Source organism: Kitasatospora sp. NPDC048298 (assembly GCF_043201465.1).
GTDB lineage: Bacteria > Actinomycetota > Actinomycetes > Streptomycetales > Streptomycetaceae > Kitasatospora.
The window spans coordinates 26,309-44,559 of sequence record NZ_JBICYZ010000049.1; the positions used below are offsets into that span (position 1 = coordinate 26,309).

Sequence of the window (18,251 nt, forward strand, 5' to 3'; positions counted from 1 at the left end):
CGCCCCATGCCGCCGTCCCCGCTGCCGCCCTTCGCCCTCCTGCGCAACCCCGTCCGCCGCTACGCCTGGGGTTCGCCCACCGCCATCCCCGCGCTCATCGGCACCGCGCCCGACGGCACCCCGCAGGCCGAACTCTGGCTGGGCGCCCACCCGTCGGCGCCGTCGCTGCTCGTCACCGGCGACGGCGACGGCGACGGCGACGGCAACGGCGATGTCCCGCGGCCGCTGAACGAGCTGATCGACGCCGACCCGGACGGCCTGCTCGGACCGGACACCGTACGGCGGTTCGGCCCGGCGCTGCCGTTCCTGTTCAAGGTGCTGGCCGCCGACCGGGCCCTCTCCCTCCAGGTCCACCCCACCCGCGCCCAGGCCGAGGCCGGCTACGCCGCGGAGCAGGCCAGGGGGATTCCGCTGGACGCGCCGGAGCGGGTGTTCAAGGACCGCGGGCACAAGCCCGAACTCATCTGCGCCCTCGGCGACTTCGAGGCGCTGTGCGGCTTCCGTCCGGCCGCCGCCACCGCCCGGCTGCTGGACGCCCTCGGCGTGCTCCCGTCCTGGGCCGCCGCCCTGCGCACCCGGCCCGCCGAGGCCGTGCTGCCCGAGCTGCTGCGCGCCGGGTTGAACGCCGACGCCGCCGAACTGGCCGCCGTCACCGGGGCCTTGCGGCGCGCCGCCGCAACCGGCGGACCGTACGGCGCGAGCTGCGCCGCGTACGCCCGCCTCGCCGAGGAGTACCCCGGCGACCGCGGGCTGCTCGCCGCGCTGCCGCTCAACCACGTCCGGCTCGGCGCCGGGCAGGCCCTGTACCTGGACGCCGGGATGCCGCACGCCTATCTGCGGGGCGTGGGCGTGGAGTTGATGGCCGAGTCGGACAACGTGCTGCGCTGCGGGCTCACCGCCAAGCACGTCGACGTGGACGGCCTGCTGGCGGTCACGTCGTTCCGCACCGGGGAGCCCGAGGTGCTCGTACCGCGCCCGACGGGGCGCGACGGCGAGGAGGCTTTCGCCTCACCCGCCGAGGAGTTCGCGCTCTTCCGGCTGCGCCCCGGCGCCACCACCGTCCGCGTCGACCTCGCCACCCCGCAGATCCTGCTCTGCGTCTCCGGGCGGGCCCGGCTGCGGGCACCCGGCGGCGCCGAACTCCCGCTCCCGGCGGGCGCGTCGGCCTATCTCCGCCCGGGCGCCGGGCCGGTCGAGCTGACCGGCCCGGGCGCGGAGCTGTTCCGGGCCACCACGGGGTAGCTGCCGGCGCGGGGCGGGCCTGCCCGGCGCTCAGGCCGGTGCCGGGTGGCCGAACAGCAGGTCGTAGCCGTCCGGGAGTTGCTCGATCACCCGGTCCAGCAGCTCCCCGGGGACCAGGTCGGCGACGGTGCTGAGCACGGCCCCGATGTCCCACTGCGCCGTCGCCGGGGTCGCGCCGTCGATCCACCCCACCACGGCCTGCACGAAGCGTTCGGCGGTCAGCGGCTCGGACGCGGGCGCGGCGTCGCGCAGCAGCGGGGCGTAGGTGACGGGCAGCGCGTCGGCGAGTTCGACCCGCTCGGACCCCACCAGGTGCTCGCCGAGCAGGGCCAGCACGACCCGGGCGGCGTGATCCGCCTCGGCCTGGCTCCGGTACTCACCGCGCTCCACCACGCGGGCGAGGAAGTCCTCCCAGGAGATGGTCATTGCATCCTCCTTCCGGTCGGCGGCGCCGGCCGGCCCGACGGCGGCCCGCTCGCCCTGGACCAGCAGGGAGGTCGCAGCCCGTGACCACCGTGGAACGTACCGGTGCCCGTGCTGCTCAGCGTAACTCGCCCCGGCGCCCGCGGAAGCGGCCGGCCGTCAAGGAACCGTACGGACGCCCCCGAGACCGGGGGGCCGGCCGGGCGGGATCGCCGCCGCCGGACCCGGGCGGCGGTTCACCGCACCGAGGCGTGGCACCGCCTGCGCGGTCGGCGCGACGGCACCGCGGCGGCGGCCGCACCGGCCGGAACCCGCTGCGCCGGCGGCGTCGCGGCCACCCCGGCCGTGCTCACCGCCGTGCCCACCGCCGCGGCCGTCACGGCCGTGGCCACCACCGTGGTGGTGCTCACCGCCGTGGCCGCGGTCACCGTGGTGGCCGCCAGGGCCGCCTGGGCGCGGGCCGCGTCCGCCATGAACGCCGAGAGAAAGCTCCGCTCGGCCGGGCTCAGCGCCCGTGAGCGGCCGGAATCGCGGTCCCGGGCGACCACCACCGTCCGTGCCCGCATAAAGGTGATCCGGTCCCGGCAGACATTCACCTCGACCTGCGCGGAACTCCGTCCGAGCCGTTCCACGGTGAGTCGCACCGACAACGGCTCGGGCCGGTGGTGCAACTGCTCCAGGTAGTCGATCTCGTGCCTGGCGATAATGAATCCGGACGGGAACAGCGATTCCCGTACGGCGGTTTCGTGGTGGCTGAACAGGTCGTAAATCCCCTCCTGGATGTAGCCGACCAGACGCGCGTTGTTGATGTGCCCGTTCTCGTCGACGTCGCTCCACCGGGTGGGGCAGGACAGCACGTGCACGCCCGGTTGCACCGCGCTCACTGCCGGGTCAGCCCGGCACCGGCGGGGAGCAGCGCGCGCTGCAACCTGGCGTAGTAGCCGGAGTGTTCGGCCGCCATCCGGGCCGCGGTCCACCCCTCCTCGGCCGCCTCGGCCGCCGCCTGGACGACCAGGCTGTCCAGCACCCCGTCGACCGCGCGGCAGAGGTCGTGAACGGCCGCGAGCCGCTCGGTCACGTCCGCCCCGCTCCCCGCGTTCCGGGACGGGAAGGCTGCCAGTGATTCCATCGCGAGCTGAAGGTCGTCAACTCCGTCCGGCCGGTTTTCCGCAGGGAAATTCCGCATGATTTTCTCCATGACTCATTCGGCCGTTACGGCCCGGTAGCTAGCGTTCGATTACACCGGATCGGTGTCGACCCCCCGACCCCACGACGCTATCCCAGCCGACCGGGGTCGACTGATGGTTTGCGGACCGCGACGGGAAACTGACCACCATCGGAGTAGTTTGTCGGTGTACACAATATGCCCCATCAGTCGAATGCCGTCCGCAATTCGGGTGGAATTTCCGACGCGCGCCCCAGGATGGACTCCCCGGACTCCGAAGTCTGCTACCAGCCACTCCACCACCTCGCCTTGTACAGGTGCGCGCCGCGCAGCGACCGCGTGCCCTCGGGCCGGTGCAGGGTGATCACCGAGGTGCACCAGTCGCACGGAGCCTCGTGCTCGGGCGCCACGGTGAGCAACCGGCCGGTGCCCGGCTCGTCGCCGACGCTCTTGAGGTCCCGCTCGGCGGCCGGATCGGCCAGGTGCACGGCGGTGAAGCGGCCGGTGGCCGGGTCGTAGCGCCACAGGCCGTCCGAGGTGGTTACCCAGAACCCCCCGGGAGCCGCCAGGACGGCGGCCAGGTCGTGCCCCCCGCTCCCCGGCAGGGGGCTGCTCCGCACGGCGTCGAGCGTCGGCGCGGCCGGGGTGCCGCCGACCCGCAGCGCGGTCAGTGCCGTGTCGCCGAGCGCCCAGAGCAGGCCGGTCCGGCCGTCCCAGTGCACCCCGTGCGCACCCGGCAGCGGGAACTGCGCGTACGCCGCGGCCCGCGGGCCCTGCGAGGCCGCGTACAGCCGCACCCAGCCGCCCGAACTCGCGGCCACGGCCACGTTGCCGTCCGGCAGCAGCTCGATGCTGTGCGGGTTGACGGCCGTCCCCAGGTCCGCCGCCCAGTGGACCCGGCCGGTGGCGGTCTCCACGACGGCGGCGAGCCCTCCGGAGGCGGTCGTCAGCAGGTAGCGCCGCCCGTGCCGGACGCGGGACTTCGCCTCGTCCGGGTTGGTCCAGCTGCGCGCGGGCGTCAGATCCGCCAACTCCGGTGCCCGGTCGGCACTCCAGCCCCAGACCACCGGCAGCCGGTCCGGCCCGCGATAGGCCATCAGCTCCTCGGCGCTCTGCAACACCAGCACGCTGCGCGAGGCCTGGTCCACCACCGCCACCTGCCGACCCGGCGACCCGGCCCACGCGCCGGCCGTCGGCGCGCAGAGCAGCAGGGCGACCGCGAGGGCCGGCGGTGTTCTCCTCAGCACGCCTTCACCGTCGTTGCTGCCGGGCGAATCCGCTCGGCGGCACGACCGAATGGACCATCGATGCGCGGCGGTGGATCGTGCGGAGCCGTCGACGGATCCACCTCGTTCACTGTCATCCGCACATCGTGGCGGGACGGCCCCACCGGCGGTCGGCGCAACGCGGTACGGGCACGTCGGGACGTCAACCCGGCGTTCCGGAGCCGCTCGTTCGGCGTCCGAAGGCTCAGCGCACCCGAAGGCTCAACGCGTCCGAAGGCTCAGCACGCCCAACGGCTCAACGCATCCAAGGGCTCAACACGCCCGAAGGCTCAGCGCCCGGCGACGACGTCCGCGACCCGGGCGATCGGCGAGGTGGTGGCCCGGCCGGCCGCCTCCTGCCGGTCGGCGGCGTGGTACGCCGCGTACATCGCGTGCACGCCGAGCCAGCGCAGCGGCTCCGGCTCCCAGCGCCGCACGGTGTGGCCGACCCAGGGCAGCCGGGTCAGCTCGGTGTCCCGGCCGAGCACCAGGTCCCGCAGGGTGCGGCCGGCCAGGTTGGTGGTGGTCACCCCGCTGCCGACGTACCCGCCCGCCCAGCCGAGCCCGCTCACCCGGTCCAGCTCGACGGTGGCGCACCAGTCCCTGGGGACGCCGAGCACGCCCGCCCAGGCGTGGTCGATCCGCGCGTGCGCGGCGGCCGGGAAGAAGCTGTCGAGGATCCGGCGGAGCTGGCGCACCGTCTCCACCTGGGTGCTGCCGTCCGAGTCCGTGCGCGAGCCGAACCGGTACGGCACGCCCCGCCCGCCGAGCGCGATCCGGTCGTCGGCGGTGCGCTGGGCGTACATGTAGGCGTGGGCGAAGTCGCCCAGCACCTGGCGGCCCTGCCAGCCGGTCTCCGCCCAGAACTCGGCGGGCAGCGGCTCGGTGGCGACCATCGCGGAGTTCATCGGCAGCCAGGTGCGCTTCTCGCCGCGCAGTCCGGCCGTGAACCCCTCGGTGGCGCGCAGCACTTGGTCGGCGGTGACGGTGCCGTACGGCGTGACGGCGCGGGGCTTGCGGTGGCCGTCGCCGGGCAGGATCGCGGTGACGGTCGTCCCCTCGTACACGTCGACGCCCAACTCGCGTACGGTGCGGGCGAGTCCGCGGGCGAGCTTCGCGGGCTGGATGCGGGCGCCGTACCGGGTCCAGCAGCCGCCGATGGTGCCGGCGACGTCGATCCGGTCTCGTGTCTCCTTCTCGCCGAGCAGCTCGAACCGGCCCTCGCCGTAGGCCCGCTCGCCCTCGACGTGCTCGCGCAGGCGCTCCAACTGGGGCTTGCTGCGGGCTACTTCGAGGACGCCGCCGAGGACGATGTCCGCCTCGATCCCCTCGGCCGCGGCGACGTCGACGACCTCCCCGACCGCCGCGTCCATCATCCGCTGCATCTCCGCCGCACGCTGCCGCCCGTACCGCTTGGCGAACGCGCCGCGCCCCGCGAAGCCGTTGTACAGCCAGCCGCCGTTGCGCCCGGAGGCGCCGTAGCCGCAGAAGCGCTGTTCGAGGACGGCGATCCGCAGGGAGGGGTCGGCCTTCTTCAGGTAGTAGGCCGTCCAGAGACCGGTGTACCCGCCGCCGACGATGCACACGTCGACGTCCCGGCTCCCCGGCAGGGCGGGCCCCTCCTCGGGCACCCCGTCCGCCGCGTACCAGAACGACACCTCGCCGTTGACCGCCGCCACCGGAAACCTCCCACACCCTCGCTGACCTGCCCGGACGCTACCTCCGGCGGGCCGCTGCGGGCCACCCCTCACAGTGCAAGGATCGCCGGCCCCGATCAGCCACCCTGTCAGTCCCGCAGCAGCTCCAGCGCCCGCGTCCAGCTGTACGAGCCGGGCACGAAGTCCGCGATCCGCACCCCCGTCCGCCGCAGCTTCGCCAGGCTCTCCTCGTACGCCGGATGGGCCGCCTGGGCCGCGCTCAGGCAGGGCTGCACGGCGACGGGGATGCCCCAGCCGTACGACTCGCAGAGGATGCCGAGGGCGAGGGTGTCGGAGATGCCCAGCGCCCACTTGTTGATCGAGTTGAAGGTGGCGGGCGAGACGACGATCGCGTCCGGGTCCGGCAGGGGACGCGGCTCTCCGGGCCTGCGCCAGGCCGAGCGGATCGGGTACCCGGTCTGCGCGGTGATCGCCTCGGCGTCGATGAACGCCATGGCGTTCGGAGTCGCCACCACCCCCACGTCCCACCCCTGCCGCTGAGCCGCGGTGATCAACTCCCCGACCCCGCCCGCGACCCCCGCCGCACAGACCACGACGTACAGCACCGGCTTCTCGGCCATCCCGGCAATCCCCTCTGGTCACCGCCGCCCCACTACCGGGTCGGCAGGCACCACCTTCCCAAACCGCTCCCCCGCCGCACCCCCGCGCCCCCGCCCCGTGGGCCTCAGGTGCGGATCCGGACGGGCGGGGCGACGGAGGGCGGGGAGCAGCGGGAGGTGGTGGCGCAGACGGTGAGCGGTCTCTGGTGGGGGCCGTCGAGGACCTGGACGGACCAGAGCACGGGGTAGCTGCCCCCGCAGACGGCGCAGTTGGGGCGGGGCGGAGCCGTGGGCATCGGGGGCACGACGGGCGGCGGCGGGGTCGGCGGCATCGGCGGGGTGAGCGGGGGCGGGGGCGGGGTGAGCGGGGGCGGGGGCGCGGGGTCCCAGGCGGGGAGGTCCGGGGCGAGGGCCCGGAAGTCGTGGCCGCATTCGGAGCAGGTGTCCAGGACGGCCTCGGTGCGCATGTCGCCGCAGCTCGGACAGAAGGTCACCGGCTGTTCGTCGGCGACGGTGCTCTCGCAGCGCACGCAGACGAAGTCGGGGTCGATCCTGGACCGTTGGAAGATCGCCCCGAAGATCAGGAATGGGTTGGGGTCGCCGTCCTTCTCGTACGTCGTCTGCAGCACCGAGGCGATGGTCTTGAGGCGGTTCTTCCGCTGCCGCAGCCGTTTGAGGTCGAGGTTGACGACCTTGGTCTGCCGGCAGGCCCGGCAGGTGCAGAGGGTGCGGACGGGCAGGAGCGAGCGGATGCCGAACTGGCGGTGCAGGAACTCGAAGGCCGGGCGGTCCGCCTCGGCGACCGCCACCTCCACCGAACCGAACCCACCCGAGCTGAGGCGGCCCTCCACCATGGCCGCCAACCGCGCGACGTCGGCGGCCAGTTGCTCCGGTACGCCCTCCGGCCGGCTGCCGATCATCACCGGGATCGCCAGCAGGGTGCGGGCGGTGGCCATGTCCATCGCGAGGTAGCCGGCCGGAGAGCGGAAGACGATGCGCTCGATACCCTCCCACAGCGCCGGGCCGGTGGAGCGGCGCCCGCCGGAGAGCCGCTCGTTGACGCGGGCGGCGACCCCGCCGACGAGGCGCTGGCCCGTCTCGTGGTGCCGGGCCAGCGTGTCGGCCCGGGGCGCGCGGGCCCACCAGCGGGGCTGGGGGAAGCCGGCCGCCGGGTCGAGGCCGGTGAGTGCCCGGTCGAGGGCGGACAGCGTCTGCTGGAAGGCGGCCACGTACGGGTCCTGCACGCCCAGTGCGATCACCGAGACGGCCCGGTCGGTCAGGTGCAGGGACACCGAGGTGTGCACGCCGTCGGCGGGCGCGAGGTGGAGGCGGGCCGCGAGCGGCACCTGGTCGGGCAGGAGCATCGCCGAGCGGACGGCGGAGCCGCGCCGGGCCTCGACCACGGTGGCCATCTCCGAGGTGATCTGGAAGCCGAGCGAGCGCAGCACGTCCACGGCGGCGACCCGGACGCGTCCGGTGTCGGCCTGGACGCGGCGCTCGGCGTCGAGCGTGATCGATGCCAAGGTTCCTCCGGAGCAAGGGAATCGGGGAGCGGGAGCGGGGAGCGAAAGCGGGACGCGGGACGTTCTCAGCGCGCAACCGTAGCGAATCCGCCCCGCCGCCGTGGTCGTGATGCGGACACTGCCCGGTCCGGCGGGGATGACTGTCTCGGGCGGGCCGCCCGGTCACCCCACCAGCGCGGCCGCCGCGTCGGCGCAGCCCCAGCTGAGGGTGACGCCGGCACCGCCGTGGCCGTAGTTGTGGACGATCCGGCCGCCCGGTTCCGCTTCGAGGCGGGGGCCGCCGTGGCGGGCGGGGCGCAGGCCGACGGCGTGGCCGATGACGCGGGCGTGGCGGAGCTCGGGGATGCGGGCCGCGCAGCGGGCGAGGATGGCCTCGGCGGTGGCCGGGTCGGGGGTGGTGTTCCAGTCGTCGGGTTCGAAGGTGCCGCCGAGGACGACGTCGGCGCTGCGGGGGTGGATGTAGGTGTAGCCGGCCGGGTCGTCCTGGATGCGGGTCGAGGTGGGCAGTCCGGGGTTGCGGACGAGGACGAGCTGGCCGCGCACCGGGTGCACAGCCCGGTCGTCGCAGAGCTGCCGGGCGCCGATTCCGGTGGCGTTGACGACGACGGGTGCCCAGGCGAGGGCCTGGTCGAGGGCGTCGAGGCGGCGCTGGACGACCTCGCCGCCGTTGTCGACGAACCGGCCGAGCAGCCAGGGCAGGTAGAGCGGCATCTCGATGGCGGGGGCGGTGAAGGACCAGCCGTCCGCGCAGTCCGGTCCGCGTTCGGCGGCCGTCAGCCGGCGCAGGTCGGGGACGGCCTCGCCCCACCAGGGCAGGCCCTCCGGCTGCCGCTCGTGCTCCAGCATCCGGGTACTGCGCATCGAGACGCCGGGGACGCCCTGCTCGGCCTGGCGGGCGAACTCGGCGAAGGCGGTGGCGGACCAGTGCGCCACCCGGCGGTCGGTGCCGGTGGCGACCGGGAACCAGACGGCCGCGGCGACGGCCGAGGTCGTCGAGAGCAGGCCGTCGGCCGTCGCCACGACGACCCGAAGCCCCTTCTCCTGCAGCCGGATCGCTGTGGTGAGCCCGATGACTCCGCTTCCGACCACGACGACGTCCATCGTGAACTCCTCCCTCGAAGGCCTGACCGCCGGGGTGCCGGCGGCCGTCTCCAGGAAAGCCGGTCGCGGCGGAGGCCGTCCAAGACCGGTTCTGTCCGGGAGCGATAACCCGCGCTTATCATCGCCGGATGGATCTGCGGATGGACCTGCGTCTGGATCTGCGCCGGATGCGCTACTTCTCCGTGCTGGCCGAGGAGTTGAACTTCACCCGGGCCGCCCGGCGGCTGCACGTGGCGCAGCCGGCGCTCAGCCAGCAGATCAAGGCGCTGGAGCGGCAGCTGGGCGCAGAGCTGGTGGAGCGGACCAGCAAGGGCTGCGCGCTGACCCCGGTCGGGCGGGCCGTCGCGGAGGAGGCCCGGCGGGTGCTGCGGGAGGTGGCGGCGGCCGAGGAGCGGGTCGCGGCGGTGGTGCAGGGGCGGGAGGGCAGACTGCGCGTGGCGTACACCCGCTCCGCCCGCGGCGGGGTCTGTGACGCCCTGGTGACGGAGTTCCGCAACCGGCACCCGCGGCTGGACGTCGCGCTGCAGACCACCTGGACCTCGCACAGCGTCGGCGAGTTGCTCGCCGGGCGGCTGGATGCGGCGTTCGTCCGGCCGCCGCTGGACGTCCCCGAGCTCGCCTGCCGGATCATCGCCGAGGAGGAGTTGCTGCTCGCCGTGCCGGCCGGCCATCCGCTCGCCCGCGGCCGGGCCCGGATCGGCCGGCACCGGATCGTGGACGAGCCGGTGGTGCTGTGGCCGCGTGAGAACGGGCCCGGGATGCACGCGCTGATCACGGCGCAGCTCTGGCCCGGCGGTTCGCCGCGGATCGTCCGGGAGGAGCCGGACGACGAGCAGCTGTTGCTGGCGGTGGCGGCGGGTTACGGCATCGCGCCCATCCCCGAGGGGCGGGCCCGGGTGTTCCGGATCCCCGGTGTCTGCCTGCGCCGGCTCACCGCCCCGGTGCCGACCGTCACCCTGGGGCTCGCCCACAATCCGCGCACCGCGCCCCCGGCCGTCCAGCTGCTGCTCGCGATGGCCCCGCCGCTCGGCGGCGGCCGGCCGTGATCCCGAACGGCCGGTCCCCGCCCGTGCCCTGCCGACCGACGACCGGCCCTCGGACGGCAGCCGTGCCCGCCCCCGTCATGCCGCGGGGGCGGGCACGGCCGTTCGGGGGCCGGCTCAGCCGATGGTGGAGCCGGTGATCGGGGCGGACAGTTCGACCGTCTTGCCGTTCAGCGCGGTCTTGACGAACTGCCAGCTCAGGCCGGTGATGACGCCCTTGTCCAGCGGGGCCAGCTTGGCGAAGGCCGGCTGGCTGAGGTCGATGTGGGTGGAGTCGCAGGAGGGACACTGGTCCTTCACCGGGACGGTGATGGTCTTGCCCTGGTAGGTGACCTTGACCGAAATGCCCTTGCAGACCGGGTCGTTGTTGGGGTTGGCGGTGGTCCACCAGGCATGCGAGACGGCGACCAGCATCTGGGTCGCGGCGTTGATCTGGGTGCCACAGGCACCGTAGCCGGCGTCGTTGTAGTAGGTGGCCTTGCCGGACATGGGCTTGTTGATCGGTATCGCGGCGCTGGCGGAGCCGGCCGAGAGGGCGATGAGGGCGGCTGCGGCGAGCGGGGCGCCCGCGAGGATCCTGAGGTTCTTGCCGATGGCGCGCATGGGTTCGTTCCCTCCGGTTGCAGTGCAGGTCATGGGCATGACAGGCGACAAGTCCGGCGAACCGCACAGCAGTTCATCGATCGAACGCCCGCCCCCGTGGAGGAAACGTATGCGTTCGAGCGCATTGTGGTCCAGACCTCCACGATGTCGGCATGAACACAAGGCAGGAATCTTTACCAATGCGCCCGAAGGGACGAAGATGCGTGACCGCCCCGGCACGGAGGGTGTTGACAGGCCGTCACCCGTCCCCCTCCGGAGGCCCCCTCAGATGCGCACCTCGCTCGTCGCCCTGCTCCTCGGCACCGTCCTGCTCCCGACCACCGCACCCGTCACCGCCGGTGCGGCACCCCGCGAGGTGAACCAGGGCTACAGCATTCCGGTCGCCGGCGTCACCGACCTCGGCGCGCTGCCCGTCCTCGGCAGCCTCGGACTGGACTTCGCCCGCCTGCTCACCAAGTAGCAAGCCCTGCGCGAGGCGGCGGCCGCCTCCGAGCAGCCGGGCACCCCGGCCGTGGTCCCCGATCAGCCCACCGAGATCCCTCCGCCCGGGTTACCCTCGTCCCGCGCGGCGACCACCCGCGCAACCGACCGAGGGGGGAACGGATGATCGGGGACCTGCTGCCGGACGTCGTGGTGACCGAGGTGGCCTACCTCGATCCGCCGGAGGCCCGGCTGGAGCCCGAGGAGGAAGCGATCATCGCCCGCGCCGTCGACAAGCGGCGCCGCGAGTTCACCACCGTCCGGCACTGCGCCCGGGCCGCCCTCACCCGACTCGGCGTCCCGTACCAGCCACTCGTCCCCGGCCTGCGCGGCGCGCCGAGCTGGCCGGACGGCGTGGTCGGCAGCCTCACCCACTGCGACGGCTTCCGCGCCGCGGCCGTGGCCCGGGCCGGCACCCTCGCCTCCGTCGGCATCGACGCCGAGCCCGCGCTGCCGCTGCCGGAGGGCGTCCAGGAGGCCATCGCGCTGCCGGTCGAGCAGCAGCGGCTCGCCAAGCTGGCCGCCGAGCACCCGGGCGTCCCGTGGGACCGCATCCTGTTCAGCGCCAAGGAGTCGGTCTACAAGGCCTGGTTCCCGCTGACCCTGCTCTTCCTGGACTTCAGCGAGGCCGAGCTGGACCTCTCCCCCGACGGCACCTTCACCGCCCGGCTGCTCGTGCCCGGCCCGGTGGTCGACGGCCGCCGGATCGACGGCTTCGACGGCCGCTGGGCGGTCCGGAACGGACTGCTCGCCACCGCGATCGCGGTCTCCCCCTGACCGGCCCCCGACCCACCCCCGTCCCGCCGTCGGCGCCGCATATCCTCGTCCCCGTGACGGTGACCTATGTGATCGACGGCGACGGGATCAAGACCCTGGAGGACTTCTGGGAGGCGGCCGGGCGGACCATCGGGGCGGACGGCTACTTCGGCCGCAACCTCGACGCCTTCGCCGACTGTCTGCGCGGCGGCTACGGCACGCCGGACGACGGTGACTGGGTCATCGAGTGGCGCCACCACGAGGTCTCCCGCCGCAACCTCGGCTACCCGGAGACGGTCCGTCAGCTGGAACGGCGGCTGGGCCGCGCCCACCCGACCAACCGGGCGCACATCACCGCCGAGCTGACGGCCGCCCGGGCGGGCCGGGGGCCGACGGTCTTCGACTGGCTGGTCCGGATCATCGAGGAGGAGCACCCGGGCGGTCTGCGCCTGGCGTAGGGCCTGTCTCCTGGGTCCTTGCCGGGGCCGCGACGCTCCCCCGGCCTTCGGCCGGGAGGTACCCCCCGGGGCGCGCACCTCGCGGCGGGCCCCGCCACGGGCCTCCCGGCTACAGCACGTCCGAGAGCCGCACGAAGCTCCGCCCCGCCGCCAGCAGCCCCGGCACCGCGCCGGCCACCCCGGGAGCCGTACCACCGCCCGGGTGGTTCATGTGACCGATCACGATCGCGCCCGGCGGGGCCGAGGAGACCTGGCGCCGCACCTCGGCCGCGCTGTACGTCGCCCCGTCGTCCCCGTTCACGGTGAAACCGGCCACGCCCTGGCCCAGGTCGGCGACCACCCGGGTGGCGACGTCGTCGTAGTGCGCGGTGCCGGAGCGGAAGAACCGCGGCGGGTGCCCGAGCAGCCCGGTGAGCTTCCGCGCGTTGCCCGTCACCTCGTCGTACACCTCGCCGACGCCGCCCGTCCCGGCGATGCCGTAGGCGGAGCGGCCGGTGACCGAGAGCGGGCGGTGGGCGGTGCCGTGGTTGCCGATCTCGAACAGCGGGTCGGCGGCGAGCCGCTCGAACTCGTCCGGGTTGGCGTCGATCCAGCGGGCGTTCAGGAAGAGGGTGGCCGGCACGTCGTGCGCCCGCAGGAAGTCGATCAGGTCGGCGTCGTAGCCGTTGCCGCCGGGGCCGCCACAGGCGTCGAAGGTGAGCGCCATGGCGCTCTCACCGCCCGGCAGCGCGGTGACCACCCCGGAGACGTCCAGCCCCCACTCGCTCGGCGCCAGCGCGCCGTACCGCTCCACCGTCTCGGCCCGGGTCGGCACGTGCGGGGCCTGTCCCGCGGGCTCGGGCGTCGGATCGGGAGTCGACTCCGGCGCGGACGTCGGCCCGGCGGCGGCCTCGGCGGGCCCGCCGGACGGTGTCGCCGGGGCCGCCGAAGCCGTCGGGGCGGCCGGGGCGGAGGCCGACGACGCGGCCGAACCGGTGCCCGCCGCCCTGCCCCCGCAACCCACCAGTGCCCCTCCGGCCACCACCATGAGCAGCGTCCGCCGACTCACCGACACGGTCGTCTCCCGTTCAGGCTGTTTCTCACATCAACTGATGACATGACTATGAACCGACCATTCGTCACTCACCGCAACTCGCCCCCGACCCCGCCCGGCCCCTCTTCACCGGCCCGCCCCACCCCCGTGGGCCCCGACTCACCCCCGGTTCACTCGCCGGGGTAGTCACGCGAGCGACCCACCCGCCCCGATCCGGAGGCCTCGATGCCGACCGAACCCAGCAGCCCGCGCCCCGACCAGCCGACCCACCAACCGACCGCCGAACCAGCCGAGCAGCCCGCCGTGCAGCCGGCCCGGCCCGCCCGCCGCGACCTGCTCCGCACCGGCCTCGCCACCGGCGCCGCCACCGCCCTGGGCCTGGCCGCCACCACCGGCCAGGCGAACGCCACCCCCGCCGACGCCCCCGGCACCACGCCCGCCGACCGCACCCTCACCCTCACCCTCACCGGCCACCTGCCCACCGGCGCCCCCGACTTCGTGTACCTCCCGGTCGAGGTGCCCGAGGGCGTCCGCGAGATAGCCGTCTCCTACGGCTACGACAAGCCGCCGGTCCCGGCCGGCACCCCCGGCAACTCCTGCGACATCGGCATCTTCGACGAACGCGGCACCGACCTCGGCGGCCCCGGCTTCCGCGGCTGGTCCGGCGGCTTCCGCACCGGATTCAGCCTCTCCCGCCGCGCCGCGACCCCCGGCTACCTCCCCGGCCCGATCAACCCCGGCACCTGGCACGTCGTCCTCGGCCCCTACCAGGTCGCCCCGCAGGGCCTGGACTACCACGTCGAGGTCACCCTCCGGTTCGGCCCGCCCGAGCCGCGGTTCACCCCGCAGTACCCCGCCGAACGCGCCCGCGGCCGCGGCCGGGCCTGGTACCGGGGCGACTGCCACCTGCACACCGTCCACTCCGACGGGCGGCGCAAGCCCGAGGAGGTGGCCGCCGGAGCGCGCGCGGCCGGCCTGGACTTCATCGTCTCGACCGACCACAACACCAGTTCCTCGCACGCCGCCTGGGGCCCGCTGGCCGGCCCCGACCTGCTGATCCTGCCGGGCGAGGAGATCACCACCCGCAACGGCCACTGGCTGGCCCTCGGCCTGAAGCCCGGCCAGTTCGTCGACTGGCGCTACCGCTCGCGCGACGAGGAGTACCCGCGCTTCGCCCGTCAGGTCCACCGGTCCGGCGGCCTGGTGGTGCCCGCACACCCGTACTGCCCGTACGTCGCCTGCCAGTGGAAGTTCGGCTACGAGGAGGCCGACGCCGTCGAGGTGTGGAACGGCCCCTGGACGTACGACGACGAGTCGGCGGTGGACACCTGGGACGGCCGGCTCGCCGTCGCCCTGCGCGAGGGCCGCTCCTGGCTGCCCGCCCTGGGCAACAGCGACGCGCACAGCGAACCGCAGGTCATCGGCTCCCCCCACACCGTGGTGCTCGCCGAGGACCTCACCCGGGACGCGATCCTCGACGGGCTGCGCGCCGGGCGCAGCTGGCTGGCCGAGTCCTCCGCCGTCGGGCTGGACCTCACCGTCACCGGACACGGCCGCCAGGCGGGCATCGGCGAGGAGCTGACCGTCCCCGCCGACGCCCCGCTGGACGTCCGGCTCACCGTCTCCGGCGTGCCCGGCGGGACGGTCCGCCTGCTCACCGACGAGGGGCAGATGCACCAGGAGTCGCTGCCCGCCGACGGCGCCGGCACGGTGATCTGGCGCACCACCGCCTCGCTCGCCGCCTACGTCCGGGCCGAGGTGCGCCACCCGAAGGCGGACGGCACCCCGGGCCGGGGCAACTCGATGGGCCCGGACCTGCCCTGGGGGCCGATGGCGGCGCTCACCAACCCGATCGTGCTGCGCACCGGCGACCGGTAGGGGCCGTCGGCGGGCCCCAGGTCGTCTCGCCGACCCGCCCAGGAACCGGGTGGGGGACGACTCGGGCCACCCGTTTGGACTAGGTTGATCCCCGAAACGCATCAGTCGTAGGGACGAGGCGGTCGGTTGTCCGGATATGGGCCGACCAGCCCCTTCGCACTCCGACCGCCCCGCCCCGGCTACCCGACCGTCCCCGGCCCGCGAAGGGATCAGCAGCTGTGAACCGTACGACCGTAGGTGGGCCGGAGCTCGGGGGCGGCGGGGGCGCCGGGGGCGTCCTCGTCCTCGTCGACCCGGCCGGGGCCGGGAACAGCCCGGTCGCGGAGCTGCTCGCCCGGGAGCTGAACCCGAGCGTCCACCTGCGGACCGACGACTTCCTGCGGGTCATCCGCAGCGGCCAGCTCCCGCCGCACCTGCCCGAGGCCCAGCGCCAGAACGCCACCGCCCTGGCCGCGGCCGCCCAGGCCGCCTTCGCCTACGCCACCCGCGGCTACCAGGTCGTGGTGGAGTCCCCCGCGGCGCCCGCCGCCCTCGACACCTTCCGGCGCGAGAGCCGCACCACCGGCGCCGCCCTCCACTACGTCGTCCTCCAGGCCGGCCCGGCCCCCGAGGACGCCACCCACACCCTCGACACCACCGACCTCACCCCCGAGGCGACCGCCGACTCCGTCCTCGCCGCCCTCACCCACCGCACCCACCTCCTCGGCTGGTAGGGCCCCTCCTCCCCCTCAGGCCCCGCCTCGCTCAGGCCCCCACCACCCCGTCGATCGCCTCCCGCAGGAAGTCCGCGTGCCCGTTGTGCCGGGCGTACTCGTGGATCAGGTGGAGCATCACCAGCCGCAGCGACACCTCGGCGTCCCACCGGGCCTGGTAGCCGGTGACGTCGAGGGACCCGGCGGCGCGCTCGATCCGGCGGGAGTGCTCGACCTCGGCCTGCCAGGCGGTGAAGGCCTCGGCCCGGGTGGTGCCGGCCGGGTCGTACGCGGCCTGGTAGTCACCGTCCTCCGACCAGACCAGCGGCACGTCCTCGCCGTCGATCACCCGGCGGAACCAGGTGCGCTCGACCTCCGCCATGTGCCGGACCAGCCCGAGCAGGCTGAGCGTCGAGGGCGGGCTGGAACGCAGGCGCAGCTGCTCGTCGGTCAGGCCCTCGCACTTCAGGGCCAGCGTCGCCCGGTGGAAGTCGAGGAAGCCGCGCAACATCTCGCGCTCACCGCCGGTCAGCGGTGGGGCGGGGCGGCCGTCGGGGGCGTTCACGGTGTCGTTCTCCTCGCGGTGGTCGGGAAATCCCCGCGGACTGTAGCGAACCGTCCTCCCCTTCCGGAGGTCATTTTTCCTCCGGCTTCCCCAGCCGCTTTCCTCCGACCTCCCCAGCCGCCTTCCTCCGGCTTCCCCGGTCGCCTGTCACATCCGCGCGCCCTCCGGTGTCTTCATGTCCGGCAACCCAGACAGCCCACCGAACCGGGAGGACGACACCATGGCACTGCGACTGCCGAAGGCCCAGCTGCCCGCCGAACTGAGCGAGAACATGATCAAGGGTTTCGGGGCCACCCTCGAACCCGTCGAGGCGATCTGGCACAACCCCGCCGTCGCCACCGCGAACCTGGACTTCTCCCGCCGGATCGCCGAGTGGGACGCGCTCGACGAGGGACTCAAGTCCTTCGCGCACATGGCGGTGGCCGCGCAGGTCGGCTGCGGCTGGTGCCTGGACGTCGGCTACTTCCACGCGCAGAACCAGGGCCTGGACCTGGCCAAGGCCAGCCAGGTGCCGAACTGGCGGGCGGCAGAGGTGTTCACGCCGCTGGAGCGCGAGGTGCTGGAGTACGCCGAGGCCATGACGGTGACCCCGCCGGCCGTCACCGACGAGCTGTACGACAGCCTGCTGGACCAGCTCGGCGCGGCGGCCATGGTCGAACTCACCGCCTACGTCGCCTTCGTCAACATGGCCACCAGGAACAACACCGCCAACGGCGTCCGTTCCCAGGGCTTCTCCGACTCCTGCGACATCCCGCTGGCCCGGCACACCGCCGCCACCGGCAACGCCGGCGGCGCCCCGGCCGGAGCGTCGCCGGCATGACCGAGGACCCCTTCGTCACCCACCGCGGCCTGCTCTTCACCGTCGCCTACGAGCTGCTCGGCTCCGCCGCCGACGCCGAGGACGTGCTGCAGGAGTCCTGGCTGCGGTGGGCCGAGGTCGACCGCGGGCAGGTGCACGACCCGCGCTCGTACCTCATCCGGATCGTCACCCGCCAGGGCCTCAACCGGCTGCGGACACTGTCCCGCCGGCGCGAGCAGTACGTCGGCGAGTGGCTTCCGGAGCCACTGCTCACCACCCCGGACGTCGCCGAGGACGTCGAACTCGCGGAGAGCGTCTCGTTCGCGATGCTGACCGTACTGGAGACACTCGGGCCGACCGAACGGGCGGTGTTCGTGCTCCGCGAGGTCTTCGAGCTGCCGTACGAGGAGATCGCCGAAGCCCTCGGCAAGACCTCGGCCGCCGTACGGCAGGTCGCCCGGCGGGCCCGCGGACACGTGGCGGCCCGCCGGCCCCGGGTGCGGGTGAGCCGCACCGAGCAGCAGCGGGTGGTGGAGCGGTTCCTGGAGACCCTGCGCACCGGGCGGTTGCAGGACCTGATGGAGGTACTGGCGCCGGACGTCATCCTGATCGCCGACGGCGGCGGGATCGCGGCGGCCGCGCCGGCCCCGGTCCACGGTGCCGAGGCGGTCGCGGCCCTGCTCGCACGCGTCGGGCGGCTGCCGGTCGCACCGGACACCGCCACGGTGTGGCTCAACGGCGCGCCGGGCGGCCGGATCGACGTCGGCGGCGAGCCCTCGGTGGTCAGCCTCACGGTGGAGAACGGCCTGATCACCCGGGTCTACGTCGTGCGCAACCCACAGAAGTTGACCCGGCTCGACACCCCGGCCGACCTCACCCGCTAGCCACCCCCCGTCGCGCGGTGGTGCCCCGAGCCCCTCGGGACACCACCGCGCCCCCACCGTCCCCCGGAACCCCCGCCATCACGT

General features: G+C 74.3%; 20 protein-coding genes. 9 read left to right on the plus strand and 11 right to left on the minus strand.

Annotation, left to right across the window (positions count from 1 at the left end; genetic code table 11):
* Positions 1-6: 6 nt before the first annotated feature.
* A complete protein-coding gene (gene manA, locus ACGF0D_RS29985) occupies positions 7-1,242 on the plus strand; it encodes a mannose-6-phosphate isomerase, class I (protein WP_392921496.1) in 1,236 nt (411 codons plus the stop codon).
* A 30-nt stretch (positions 1,243-1,272) separates the two neighbouring features.
* Here the strand turns inward: manA and ACGF0D_RS29990 are convergent, their stop codons facing one another.
* From ACGF0D_RS29990 to ACGF0D_RS30025, 8 genes are all read right to left on the minus strand, one after another.
* A complete protein-coding gene (locus tag ACGF0D_RS29990; RefSeq protein WP_392879752.1) occupies positions 1,273-1,668 on the minus strand; it encodes a DUF2267 domain-containing protein in 396 nt (131 codons plus the stop codon).
* A gap of 233 nt (positions 1,669-1,901) precedes the next feature.
* Complete coding sequence (locus tag ACGF0D_RS29995; protein WP_392921499.1) at positions 1,902-2,549, minus strand: acyl-CoA thioesterase; 648 nt, start codon at positions 2,547-2,549, stop codon at positions 1,902-1,904.
* Complete coding sequence (locus ACGF0D_RS30000) at positions 2,546-2,743, minus strand: hypothetical protein (RefSeq protein WP_392879757.1); 198 nt, start codon at positions 2,741-2,743, stop codon at positions 2,546-2,548. Before ACGF0D_RS30000 ends, ACGF0D_RS29995 begins: the two co-directional genes overlap by 4 nt.
* Positions 2,744-3,114: 371 nt before the next feature.
* Positions 3,115-4,077 (minus strand): DUF6528 family protein, encoded by a 963-nt coding sequence (locus ACGF0D_RS30005; protein ID WP_392921502.1) that lies wholly within the window; start codon positions 4,075-4,077, stop codon positions 3,115-3,117.
* A gap of 308 nt (positions 4,078-4,385) precedes the next feature.
* Complete coding sequence (locus ACGF0D_RS30010) at positions 4,386-5,774, minus strand: NAD(P)/FAD-dependent oxidoreductase (protein ID WP_392921505.1); 1,389 nt, start codon at positions 5,772-5,774, stop codon at positions 4,386-4,388.
* A 107-nt stretch (positions 5,775-5,881) separates the two neighbouring features.
* Complete coding sequence (locus tag ACGF0D_RS30015; RefSeq protein WP_392921508.1) at positions 5,882-6,373, minus strand: flavoprotein; 492 nt, start codon at positions 6,371-6,373, stop codon at positions 5,882-5,884.
* 104 nt (positions 6,374-6,477) lie between these two features.
* On the minus strand, positions 6,478-7,875 hold the full coding sequence (locus ACGF0D_RS30020; protein ID WP_392921509.1) for a hypothetical protein: 1,398 nt from the start codon (positions 7,873-7,875) through the stop codon (positions 6,478-6,480).
* A 162-nt stretch (positions 7,876-8,037) separates the two neighbouring features.
* A complete protein-coding gene (locus tag ACGF0D_RS30025; RefSeq protein WP_392921511.1) occupies positions 8,038-8,976 on the minus strand; it encodes an FAD-dependent oxidoreductase in 939 nt (312 codons plus the stop codon).
* A 128-nt stretch (positions 8,977-9,104) separates the two neighbouring features.
* Between ACGF0D_RS30025 and ACGF0D_RS30030 the strand changes: the two genes are divergently transcribed.
* Positions 9,105-10,022, plus strand: coding sequence for a LysR family transcriptional regulator (locus tag ACGF0D_RS30030; RefSeq protein ID WP_392879770.1), 918 nt, complete (start codon positions 9,105-9,107; stop codon positions 10,020-10,022).
* Between the two features lie 114 nt (positions 10,023-10,136).
* On the opposite strand, the gene ACGF0D_RS30035 is transcribed toward ACGF0D_RS30030, so the two are convergent.
* A complete protein-coding gene (locus ACGF0D_RS30035) occupies positions 10,137-10,622 on the minus strand; it encodes a cysteine/serine endopeptidase inhibitor (protein ID WP_392879772.1) in 486 nt (161 codons plus the stop codon).
* Between the two features lie 268 nt (positions 10,623-10,890).
* On the opposite strand from ACGF0D_RS30035, the gene ACGF0D_RS30040 reads away from it, so the two are divergent.
* The 3 genes from ACGF0D_RS30040 to ACGF0D_RS30050 all read left to right on the plus strand — a co-directional run bounded on the left by ACGF0D_RS30040 (position 10,891) and on the right by ACGF0D_RS30050 (position 12,316).
* Positions 10,891-11,082, plus strand: a complete 192-nt coding sequence (locus ACGF0D_RS30040) for a hypothetical protein (protein ID WP_392879775.1) — start codon at positions 10,891-10,893, stop codon at positions 11,080-11,082.
* Positions 11,083-11,225: 143 nt separating this feature from the next.
* Entirely contained in the window at positions 11,226-11,879 is a 654-nt protein-coding gene (locus tag ACGF0D_RS30045; protein WP_392921513.1) for a 4'-phosphopantetheinyl transferase, read from the plus strand.
* Positions 11,880-11,932: 53 nt separating this feature from the next.
* Positions 11,933-12,316 (plus strand): barstar family protein, encoded by a 384-nt coding sequence (locus ACGF0D_RS30050; RefSeq protein ID WP_392921516.1) that lies wholly within the window; start codon positions 11,933-11,935, stop codon positions 12,314-12,316.
* A gap of 109 nt (positions 12,317-12,425) precedes the next feature.
* Here ACGF0D_RS30050 and ACGF0D_RS30055 read toward each other — a convergent pair whose 3' ends face one another.
* Positions 12,426-13,370 carry a polysaccharide deacetylase family protein gene (locus tag ACGF0D_RS30055; RefSeq protein ID WP_392921518.1) on the minus strand — a complete coding sequence of 315 codons (945 nt, stop codon included), beginning with the start codon at positions 13,368-13,370 and terminating at the stop codon, positions 12,426-12,428.
* 204 nt (positions 13,371-13,574) lie between these two features.
* On the opposite strand from ACGF0D_RS30055, the gene ACGF0D_RS30060 reads away from it, so the two are divergent.
* Together ACGF0D_RS30060 and ACGF0D_RS30065 are read left to right on the plus strand one after the other, a co-directional pair.
* Positions 13,575-15,227, plus strand: a complete 1,653-nt coding sequence (locus ACGF0D_RS30060; RefSeq protein WP_392921521.1) for a CehA/McbA family metallohydrolase — start codon at positions 13,575-13,577, stop codon at positions 15,225-15,227.
* A gap of 218 nt (positions 15,228-15,445) precedes the next feature.
* Positions 15,446-15,940, plus strand: coding sequence for an ATP-binding protein (locus tag ACGF0D_RS30065; protein ID WP_392921524.1), 495 nt, complete (start codon positions 15,446-15,448; stop codon positions 15,938-15,940).
* Between the two features lie 31 nt (positions 15,941-15,971).
* Here ACGF0D_RS30065 and ACGF0D_RS30070 read toward each other — a convergent pair whose 3' ends face one another.
* Positions 15,972-16,430: a DinB family protein gene (locus tag ACGF0D_RS30070; protein ID WP_392880285.1), complete on the minus strand. Its 459-nt coding sequence runs from the start codon at positions 16,428-16,430 to the stop codon at positions 15,972-15,974.
* A 274-nt stretch (positions 16,431-16,704) separates the two neighbouring features.
* Here ACGF0D_RS30070 and ACGF0D_RS30075 point away from each other — a divergent pair, with 274 nt between their 5' ends.
* Entirely contained in the window at positions 16,705-17,304 is a 600-nt protein-coding gene (locus ACGF0D_RS30075) for a carboxymuconolactone decarboxylase family protein (RefSeq protein ID WP_392921527.1), read from the plus strand.
* Positions 17,301-18,167, plus strand: coding sequence for an RNA polymerase sigma-70 factor (locus ACGF0D_RS30080; protein WP_392921530.1), 867 nt, complete (start codon positions 17,301-17,303; stop codon positions 18,165-18,167). Before ACGF0D_RS30075 ends, ACGF0D_RS30080 begins: the two co-directional genes overlap by 4 nt.
* Positions 18,168-18,251 lie beyond the last annotated feature (84 nt).

Coding starts and splice junctions, on each gene's coding strand:
- manA (WP_392921496.1), top strand. CDS start 7: ATGCCGCCGTCCCCGCTGCCGCCCTTCGCCCTCCTGCGCAACCCCGTC.
- ACGF0D_RS29990 (WP_392879752.1), bottom strand. CDS start 1,668: ATGACCATCTCCTGGGAGGACTTCCTCGCCCGCGTGGTGGAGCGCGGT.
- ACGF0D_RS30015 (WP_392921508.1), bottom strand. CDS start 6,373: ATGGCCGAGAAGCCGGTGCTGTACGTCGTGGTCTGTGCGGCGGGGGTC.
- ACGF0D_RS30025 (WP_392921511.1), bottom strand. CDS start 8,976: ATGGACGTCGTCGTGGTCGGAAGCGGAGTCATCGGGCTCACCACAGCG.
- ACGF0D_RS30030 (WP_392879770.1), top strand. CDS start 9,105: ATGGATCTGCGGATGGACCTGCGTCTGGATCTGCGCCGGATGCGCTAC.
- ACGF0D_RS30035 (WP_392879772.1), bottom strand. CDS start 10,622: ATGCGCGCCATCGGCAAGAACCTCAGGATCCTCGCGGGCGCCCCGCTC.
- ACGF0D_RS30040 (WP_392879775.1), top strand. CDS start 10,891: ATGCGCACCTCGCTCGTCGCCCTGCTCCTCGGCACCGTCCTGCTCCCG.
- ACGF0D_RS30045 (WP_392921513.1), top strand. CDS start 11,226: ATGATCGGGGACCTGCTGCCGGACGTCGTGGTGACCGAGGTGGCCTAC.
- ACGF0D_RS30060 (WP_392921521.1), top strand. CDS start 13,575: ATGCCGACCGAACCCAGCAGCCCGCGCCCCGACCAGCCGACCCACCAA.
- ACGF0D_RS30070 (WP_392880285.1), bottom strand. CDS start 16,430: ATGTTGCGCGGCTTCCTCGACTTCCACCGGGCGACGCTGGCCCTGAAG.
- ACGF0D_RS30075 (WP_392921527.1), top strand. CDS start 16,705: ATGGCACTGCGACTGCCGAAGGCCCAGCTGCCCGCCGAACTGAGCGAG.
- ACGF0D_RS30080 (WP_392921530.1), top strand. CDS start 17,301: ATGACCGAGGACCCCTTCGTCACCCACCGCGGCCTGCTCTTCACCGTC.